This window comes from Parendozoicomonas verongulae (assembly GCF_009711465.1).
Lineage (GTDB): Bacteria > Pseudomonadota > Gammaproteobacteria > Pseudomonadales > Endozoicomonadaceae > Sansalvadorimonas > Sansalvadorimonas verongulae.
This window is the reverse complement of record NZ_SMME01000768.1, coordinates 1-9,250: the sequence shown is the minus strand read 5'-3', so window position 1 is coordinate 9,250 and position 9,250 is coordinate 1. Positions and strand designations below refer to the sequence as shown.

6 protein-coding genes and 1 pseudogene are annotated in these 9,250 nt (G+C 49.1%); 2 read left to right on the top strand and 5 right to left on the bottom strand.

From position 1 onward, the window contains the following. The coding region (locus tag E1189_RS23730; protein WP_196221248.1) for a hypothetical protein at positions 1–508 on the top strand (508 nt) is incomplete at its 5' end. A gap of 113 nt (positions 509–621) precedes the next feature. Here E1189_RS23730 and E1189_RS05985 read toward each other — a convergent pair. Then, on the bottom strand, positions 622–1,521 hold the full coding sequence (locus E1189_RS05985) for a nucleotidyl transferase AbiEii/AbiGii toxin family protein (protein ID WP_329601917.1): 900 nt from the start codon (positions 1,519–1,521) through the stop codon (positions 622–624). A gap of 214 nt (positions 1,522–1,735) precedes the next feature. Continuing rightward, on the bottom strand, positions 1,736–2,476 hold the full coding sequence (locus tag E1189_RS05980; RefSeq protein WP_155159133.1) for a DUF6088 family protein: 741 nt from the start codon (positions 2,474–2,476) through the stop codon (positions 1,736–1,738). Between the two features lie 109 nt (positions 2,477–2,585). On the opposite strand from E1189_RS05980, the pseudogene E1189_RS05975 reads away from it, so the two are divergent. Then, positions 2,586–3,137: pseudogene (locus E1189_RS05975) on the top strand (IS6 family transposase). Between the two features lie 63 nt (positions 3,138–3,200). Here E1189_RS05975 and E1189_RS05970 read toward each other — a convergent pair. From E1189_RS05970 to E1189_RS05960, 3 genes are all read right to left on the bottom strand, one after another. After that, on the bottom strand, positions 3,201–4,853 hold the full coding sequence (locus E1189_RS05970; RefSeq protein WP_196221247.1) for an aspartate-alanine antiporter-like transporter: 1,653 nt from the start codon (positions 4,851–4,853) through the stop codon (positions 3,201–3,203). A 191-nt stretch (positions 4,854–5,044) separates the two neighbouring features. Next, positions 5,045–6,988, bottom strand: a complete 1,944-nt coding sequence (locus E1189_RS05965; protein WP_155159131.1) for a hypothetical protein — start codon at positions 6,986–6,988, stop codon at positions 5,045–5,047. Positions 6,989–7,024: 36 nt separating this feature from the next. Further along, positions 7,025–8,839, bottom strand: a complete 1,815-nt coding sequence (locus E1189_RS05960) for a hypothetical protein (protein WP_155159130.1) — start codon at positions 8,837–8,839, stop codon at positions 7,025–7,027. Positions 8,840–9,250 lie beyond the last annotated feature (411 nt).

Below are 9,250 nucleotides of genomic sequence, written 5' to 3'. Positions count from 1 at the left end.
CACTCAGGCGGCCGGGGGGCAGGCGAACACTCCCTGTGAGAACAAAGAGATCGAACTGGCTCTCGCATCTGTTTTCATTGATACAGGAGAGTGGGAGCAGTTTGATGGGTTGAAACTTGAAAAACAGTTGTTTTCGGGATTCGAAACCTGTTTATGTTTTAGCATCCGCCACTTCCGGGAATTAACGCAAGCTAAGGACATATTGCCCATACATACGACCCTTCTGGGGAAAGCGTTCAATTGGGCTGCCCTTGCGGTGGAGAGCAGTGGAGGTACAAATGCATCCTGTCTCAGCCAGCTGGCTCATTGTTTCCGTCTTTTATCCGTCTGGCCGAAGCTTAAGCTGCAATCATTAGGTATCGAAGAGGAAAAGGAGCATGAGTTCAGGCAGCGATCGGAATTACTCTTTGATCTGGCCAGCGACCTTGAACCCCAACGACAAGAACAGAAGAAAGATGACCCCTGGAGGCTGAGGGAACGACTGCTATTGGCTCGTATGGCTGACTAACCTTCACAAGCTTTCCAGCAAGCTGTTCAAGGCTTGCGATATTCTTCGTGGCAAGATGGGTGCTTCTGAACTTATGCTTGGACGTAATATATGAGGTAAAGCTCACTCATTTGTTATTCTGGCTCTTTAACTTGCAACCAGTTGTCATAGTCAGCCAAGGACTGTCTCAGTGTTTCAAAGCAATTTGCCAGAGCATCTTTGGCTGGCAACTCTTCGTAAACCAGCACTTTGAAGCTTCCATTCCATGTCGCTTCGAGCTGCGCCCAGACATCGGTAAAGGAAGAGAAAATAGAATGCCCAGCCAGGGGAGCATGGCACCAGTCTGCCGACTTATTGTGAACAGATTTATCATTCTCATGAACAGCTGACAGAATGCTGAAAAATTCATCGGTTGGCAGCCAGTTCTTCACCGTTTCATCCCGGGTGATCAGGTGATGGATATCGTAAATATGCCTGATTTTCTGTGCTAGTTCTGAGTAGTTATCGGCAGTGCATTGATGGCTGGCACGGGCCAGCCCCATAATTTTTTCGGCCATCGTTCTCTTGGTTGAAAGCACGTTGATCTCAAACGGCTCAAGACCATATGTTTCAATATCCTCTGCACCATCATGCTCCTGCAGAAACTCTCCAATATAGGATTGCAGCTGCATGGGACTATGGGGGTTAGGGTCAGCAAAAGAATTAATTTCCAGCAGCAGGAAAGGATGTGCCTGCCCAAACTCGCCATTTAATGCCAGACGATCATATTCCCACCAGGTTTTACGGTACTTTGAGCCTTTGCTCTCAGCGTCACGACCACTCTCTTTCGCCTGTTTGCCCGCACTCTTGAACCCGGAAACTGCTGCTTTCTCTACATTTCTGAGCTTCTTCTTCCTCTGTCCATCACTCAACTTCTCTTCACATAAAAGAGCCAGATCAACATCTTCCGAAAACCGGGAGATAAGCCGATAAGCTTTGCTCAGACTTGTTCCCCCTTTAAAAACAACACAATCCTTGAACTCGGATTCTGAAATGTTGTTGAGAATCTGGGTAACTCAATAATCCTTTTCAATAAATACATCAGGGATTTCCAGATGATCCGCTGTCAGCCTGATAAGCTCTTCAAATAATTCGTGGTTAGTATGGAGCTGCATTAATCACTCTTCTGGTGTGAGTGTGACGAAACTTTTCGTTTCAATAAAAAAGGCACGGTAGACTTCCGTGCCTTTGGAGAAGGTACTCTGTGCGCTACTGCAGCTGCCAGGCTCCAGGATTATTTACAAGATTTGAATTAACGCCCATTATATACTGGCTGAGAGGGCTCAGGGTTTCTTTCAGCTTTTTACTCTGGTAACCCAGAGTATCTTCCATAAGTGCGCCCATAAATGCCCGCACAGAAGGCCGGTAATATTTGACAGCTATATTCTCGACCTCCCGAATGGAAGATTTATTAAACCGGCTGACGTATTTCTTAAGCACCCTGACAATATTTTCATAATCGGCATCAGGGATTGTTTTAAAACTCTTCACGACATCCAGAACCTGTAAGACCAGGACACGATTTTCATTGAGTTTGTCGACACTGGCTTTTTTAGCACTGATACGAATGCCTTTGATTACCTGATCATAAGTGCCTTCCGTACTGGCCATCTGAACACGCGAAGGAACCTGAGTCGTTAACCCCCACTCATAAAGAAGTGATGCCCCCGTAATATAGGCAATCTGTTCCTTTCTCTTTTTGTTGGACTTGTAGAGGAAAGCCTCAACAAATGCGTCTTGCCCGGGTCGCACCTTTCCATATCGAGTCATTTTGGGCTTGTAAAAACGACCGTTTGAGAAGCGGATAATATTTTCCCGCTTCACTTGTCTGGAAAGTGCCTCAGATACAGCCTTGGGGTTATCTTTATACTCCTCAAAGTCCTGTAGCCTGAACACCTTGAAGTCAGGCCAGCGGCTGATCTTCTTATCGACTTTCTGTGCGATGCTCATGATTACAACCCAAATAGATGAATTATCCGTTTGAGTGAAGGATAGTGATAATAGTTCATTGATGTGAAGTATACGGCTCATTAAAATCCACAAAAAATAATATAACCTACTGTTTTTCATAATTATATTTTTTTGCTATTTGCGCATAAAGCACACCCCGATCGAGGAGCTGATGACGGAGCGAGGTATTCCAGTGGATCATTCAACCATCAACCGCTGGACTGTAGAATATGCACCGAAGCTGGAATGTCGTCACTGTAAAAGCAAACCGGCTGTGGGAACGTTCTGGAGAATGGATGAGACCTATAACAAAAGCGGCCAAAGCCTTTTTTCGTAAGGCCATTCGGCAACATGGCCAGCCAGTAAAGGTAGCGATTGATAAAAGCGGCAGCAACACAAGTGCCCTCAAGTCTATCAATGCCGGGCTTGAAGATGGTGATCCCAGGATAACCATCTATCAGAGCAAATATTTGAACAATCTCGTGGAACAGGATCACCGGTTTGTGAAACGGTTACCCGTCCCATGATGCAGTTCAAGAACTTCGATTCCGCACAAGCGACACTGGCAGGTATTGAGCTTTCTCACATGTTGAGAAAAGGTCAATACCCTGACTCCGGGGCAACAACATCGTGGGAGTATTTCTACTCTCTGGCGGCATAGTTGCGTCTAGAGAATTGCGATTTTTCATTCTCGGAAATTTTTGCGACACAACCCGTTAAAGAGCTACAGAGCAATCATCATGGTACCAACCAATGTCAGGAACACGTTGGCAAATGTATAGGTACCTGCGTAACCCAGAGATGGAACGTTGCTATCAGCTTCCTGAGTGATTACGTTCAGAGCCGGGGTTGATGTCATGGCACCGGTAATCGCACCGAGGAGCAGGGCGCGGTTCATGCCAAGGCAGTAGCGGCCAAATATGTAGGCGACAAACATCAGGGTAACTTCAATCATCACAGCACTGATGACCACCATCAAACCGGCGCTGCTCATAGCTTCCAGAATACCGCCACCGGCTTTCAGACCAACGTTTGCCATAAAGAACATCAGACCCAGCTCCATAAGGACGTAAAGAGCCGCCGGAGGAACCTGTCCAAAGGTTGGCTGGTTGGCCCGCAGGTGACCAATCACGATACCAGACAGTAGCAAACCACCAGCATTACCCAGAGTCACGTCGATACCGCCAACCTTAACAATGATCTGGCCGATGACCAGACCCATAACAATGCCGAGACAGAAGGTGATCAGGTCAGTCGTGTGAGACTGCTTTTCTTCGTAGCCCAGGATGCTGGTGAGGCGATCCAGACGAGCACGCTCACCGGAGATCAGCATAATGTCACCCTTGGACAGACGCAGCCCCTGGTTGATAGGCATTTCTATCTGGGAGCGTTTCACCTTATGCACGAAGCAGTGGTGTTGTTCGTCAATAGCCAGGCTGGACAGTTCGTTACCAGCTACTTTCTGGTTGGTCAGTACAATTTTGCGGTACTCTACCTGGTGATCCAGCATCTCGGTATCCAGAACTTCATCCCCCAGCTCGTAAGGGAACTTACGGAAGTCCCGGGGCTTGCCCACCATGGCTACAGAGTCACCTTCCAGCAGCGGGGTGTCACCGTTAGGTTCAAAAATGCTGCCGTTACGACGAATCTTGTCAACCAGACAACCCGTGCGCTCGTGCAGATTCAGTTGGCGAAGGGTTTTTCCTTCCAGCGATTCTGCCAGTTTGGTGCTGATGCGGTATACGCGAATGATTGGCAGATCACCTTTCTTCACTGCGTCCGGGTCGCCGGCCAGACCACGCTCGCGGGCCAGCATTTCGGATTCGTTCTTCAGATTGATATTTAACAGCTTGGGGAAGTAACGAACGCCGATAATGAGAATCAACGTGCCCGTAATATAGGTCATGGCGTAACCAACACTGAGCATCTGCAGCAGGTCAAACTCGTTACTTGGGGCCAGTTGCTTGATGGCATCCTGTGCACCTACCAGAGTCGGGGTACTGGTAAGAATACCGGCCAGCATACCTGCAGCGAGGGCAGGGTTCATATCCAGATACCAGGCGAAAAGTTTTGCCAGAACCAATGCACTGCCAGAGACGACAACGGCCAGCAAAATATATTTGGAGCCATCTTCCAGGAATACACTGAAGAAGCGAGGGCCGGCCTGAAGACCAACACAGAAGATAAAGAGAATAAATCCAATGTCGTCCAATCCGCCGGGCATTGACAAACCAAAGTGCCCAAACAGCAAACCGACAAGAAGCACACCCGATGTTGAGCCGAGTTCAAAGGTGCCAAAACGCAGCTTTCCAAGGGTATAGCCAAGAAAAAGAACAACAAAGACGAGCAGCGGCACGCTCTTGTTCAAGAGGGCCATAAAGTCAATTTCCACGGTGGTTTCCGCAATGAACAGGGAAGAGATTGGCGGCGATAATAATACCGCCGCATAGGAGGATATTGATGTAAATCAACGGATGTGCAGGTCGGGAAAAATTTATTATTTGCCCCTGTCAGGGGTGCATTCCCGAGTCAGTGTTGTGTCTGTTTGCTGACCTTTTCTAAACGTCTTTAGTCACTCATCCGTATGTTTAACCGAGCATTCCGATCATAATGCCTGTATGCATTGCTGGTGACATACTGGTAAAGCAACTGGCCTATAACACTGCCTGCGACAGCGCCTGCCATTTGTGCCGGAAGTGTTGAGCCAATACCCGGTACGTTCAGCATGGCACCACGCCCGAACTGACTCCCTGCCCCTGCTGCGGCTGAAGATACTCCAGCATTCACCAGCACGGAGATAATGCCCTGATCGAAGAGGCTGCCATTTCTGTAAGAGTCATAAACCCCATTGACTGTGCCGACGATAATACCTGCGGGTAATCCGGCATCAATCAGGTTCTGGGCAGCTATGCCGCTGATGCCATGGCGGAAGCTGCTGTAAACAGAACTCAACGCCAGCTTTTTCCACTCCTCCCTGTTGTACTGGTGGGGGAGCTTGTTGTGTTTGCGGTAGTGGTCGTGAATATGCAGGCCTGTGCTTACAGTTCCCCCAACAAGGGCACTGAGAGCAAAGCTTTGTGCACTTCTTGTAAGGCGGCTGGTTGTAAGACGGCTGGTTTCTGGCAGTGGAGTCTGGCTTTTTGATTCTTCTGCTGGCTTCTGTTTATAGAGGGAGTCAGCATCAGGATGTGTGACAGATTGAGCGGCATTGACAGGCTTCTTTGGAGCGTCGATGAGATTTATTCGCAGAATATCAAGTGAAGGGATAGATTCGCTGATCTGATCCAGTAATTCTTTGTGGTATGGGTCAACCCTGTAATAGGAACCGGCGTCCGCTAAAATGCAGCTGACACTGTAGCGTACCTTAGGGGGAAGGAGGAATTGCTGTACTCCGATCTCTGCAGGGTAAACATTGAATTTACTGAAACCATCATCCGCAATATGCTCTAAGATTAGGCTGATGTGAAGCAATGCCTCTGTGGCTGACTCTACATGGCTGATATCAATAACCGGTCTGGCACCCTCTTTGTGCGTGACCAGATGGGCATAGATATTGGAGTCGTCAAGTTGTGCCCGAAGAACGCGAAAACTGTCTGGCAGGGGAGGAGCGCTGTCATCACCTGTATTGAGACTCTCTTTTGCCGAAGAATGCTTAATGTCCTGAGGGGTTACCTCTGTCCAGGCAAGCTCCCCACTGAGCCCTGCCTGTAGTAAGGCCGGGTGAACAGACTGTCCATTCACTGTTGCAGTGACTGAACTCAGATACTCTTTCAACTTGCCGGACAGGGTCTCTTTATAGGCTACCTGAACTGCAATAACATCAAGACTCTTTTCGGTGGCTGCCTGTTCGTAAACATCACTGTCCTGCGGTTTCTCCCAAAGCGCCGTTCTGGGGACTATTTGCTCCGGATGATCAGCCTCCTGAGATATTTCAACAAGTGGCTGGAGGTGGGGAGCGGCAGTGTATAGTGTCACCTGCCAGTTGGACGCATTAAGTGTGATGAGAGCTACGGTGTGATCAGCCATAGCCTCAAAAGCCTGAGAGTTAAATCGCGCCAGAGCTTTCAATGCTGCTCCCAGAGCATTCCGTATTGTACTGACCTCGTGGTGTGTTATGGATTCTGGCTGTTGGGTACGCGTGACAACACCACTGGCATTGTAAGCTGCAGCGATTCTGGCGATGTGAGCGTAATTCAGCTCCCGGGGCTGTTCATCGGGAAAGTCAAAGTAGAGATATTCACTGTCTGGAATCAGGTTGTAGTGATAGCGCAATCCTGATTCCGAGGCGGTTATCTTCGCCGTCATATCCGGGTCGGATGCCAGGGTTTTCAGTGTGAATGTCAGGGTTGGCCCTGCACCGCCGGGAGCGAGCTGCACATTGCAGATTTCACAAGGGCTGGTGGTGTTATAGATGTGTCCCTGGTCGGAGAATACAGAGGACGCCGATATGGCAGCAAAAAGTGTAAGCACGGTGCACAGAAGCTTGTGAATCAAATTATGTCTTATACCCATTGGTAAATACCTCGAAAAATGCCGGCGTGAGCTAGTTCAGTCTTCGTAGCGGAGGCTGTTATTCGTGACATAGTGATAGAGCATTTGCCCGACAACACTGCCTGTCATGGAACCTGCCAGCTGCACGGGAGGTGTTTTCCCGATATAAGGAAGCGCGGCAAATGACATGCGCCCAGCCTGGGCCCCCATACCGGCTGCAACAGAAGATGCCCCTGAGTGCACAAGGGTGGATATCAGACCAAAACGGAACAGGTTACCATTGGAATAATTGTCGTAAACCGACTGCACAAGCCCGGTAGCAACAGCAGCAGAAGCGGGGGTAAAGCCTGCATCAATAAGGTTCTGGGCTGCGGCTCCACTTATGCCCTGACGCACTCCCCCCGCAAAAGTATCGGTTGCCAGAGCTTTCCATGCTTCACGATCATAGTGATGGGGTAGCATGGCATCTCTGCGGTACTTGTTGTGGATATGCATACCCAGATGAATCCCGCCGCCAACAGCGGCACCAACGGAAAAAGCCTGCATGGTTTTCTGGACGCTGTACCGGGATGTAAGAGACGCCTCTGGAGATAATGTTTTGGCCGCTGGCGTTTGAGGGTGGGGCGATGGCGATGGTAAAACTGATTTTGTTTCAGGTTCAAACTCTACTTCAGCCGGAGGCGTGTATTGGTTTGCTGGCAATAAATTGTCGAGAAAAGTGTTAAGACACAGAATGTTGTGACGAATGTTTATAGCCTTGCCCCTCTCAAACTCATTGAGTGGGTATGTGTTGAAGGCGTACCCCCCTACGTGTCGACTTTTGAGAGCCTCTTTTGTATCACTGACAAGATTGGGTGAAATAAGAAAGCGGTGAAAATAAAGCTCATCTGGATAAAGTTTGCTGCCAATCATGTCTCCTCTGAGGATTTTTTCAACGATTGCATTAAGATGGGCTAATACTTCGGCCACGGTCTGAACGTGGGAAATATCAATAACAGGGCGTTTGTCTTCAGGGTTTTCCTTGCGGAGGAAGAAATAGTAAGTGCTGCTAGGAATATCAACACGTACAGGCTCTTTGGGGTCAGAATTTTCCGGGAGGGGGGCATCCATAAGCTGCTCGTCGGGGTCGTTGGTTAGCTCTTCATCGGGCTTGGTTTCCCCCTCACGCTTCCATGCTGTCTCGCCACTTTGCCCTGCTTTTAATAAGCTGGTACGCAGTTTGGTTCCGCCAAGTGCTCCGGTGACCGTGCCCAGATACTCAAGCAATGCTTTCGTGAAAGGTTCCTTATAGGCCACGGATACTGTTATCAGCTGTAACTGTTTTGTCGGGTTATCCCGTTCTGATAAACCTTCTGATACAACCGCTGGCCGGTTGGAGTGCCCGTGCTCTTGAAAGAGGGATACATCTGCCTGCCACTGGGCATTCAGCACAACTTCACCCAGAGCCTTTAAGGGGATGCCGGTGCTATAGAATGTGATAACCGCATGATCAGGATGGGACACAATAAGAACCGGTGCATCGTCCTCAAGGGTTGCAAAAGCCTGATGGCTGAATTGATTCAGTGCTTTAAGACCGTGTTCAAGTATTGATGCCAGCCGGGCCTGCTGCCTCTTAGGCATGTTCTCAGAGAATGCAGTGTGGGTGAGTAAGCCAACATTGTTACTGGCCGCAGAACCGCTGGTGACCTGGAGATATTCCAGACTGTTTGCACCACTGCCGGGAAAGTCAAAGAACAGACGTTCGCTCTCGGGCAGGGCATCATACCGGTAGCGCAAGCCGGACTCTGTAGCTTCCAGCCGGGCCGTCATATCCGGGTCGGTTGCCAGAGTTTTCAGAAGAAACTCCAGACTTAGTCCTGATGACCCGCTCATCAGACGGGCATTACAGGCTTCACACTGAAAGGGTGACGGACTTTCACAAAAAGCCACCACAGATTGAAGCGCAGCGCTAATAAAGATTGCAGCTGCCGAAAGAGCTCTGTATTTCGAATGCTTGATCATTAGTATTATTCGTAGCTTTACTATGGAGCGGGAAGTCTAGTTGGGAATCTGGATTCGTCTTCCCTGAAGAGCAGTGTTTTTCAAGATAGTTGTCACAGTAGGCGGCTGCTGTTTTATACAAACGCGGGGATTACCTGGTAGCACCTGCGCGGAACATGTGTTCCAGCACAGGCGTAGTGACGTGTTATGCGGGGAGCCTTGAGAGGATAAGCCTGAGCATGGATTTCATTTCGTGGAAATCAGTTTTGAGTTCAGCAACGTCTGTTTTCAGTTCAGCGACAT

Coding starts and splice junctions, on each gene's coding strand:
- E1189_RS05980 (WP_155159133.1), bottom strand. CDS start 2,476: ATGAGCATCGCACAGAAAGTCGATAAGAAGATCAGCCGCTGGCCTGAC.
- E1189_RS05970 (WP_196221247.1), bottom strand. CDS start 4,853: ATGGCCCTCTTGAACAAGAGCGTGCCGCTGCTCGTCTTTGTTGTTCTT.
- E1189_RS05965 (WP_155159131.1), bottom strand. CDS start 6,988: ATGGGTATAAGACATAATTTGATTCACAAGCTTCTGTGCACCGTGCTT.
- E1189_RS05960 (WP_155159130.1), bottom strand. CDS start 8,839: ATGAGCGGGTCATCAGGACTAAGTCTGGAGTTTCTTCTGAAAACTCTG.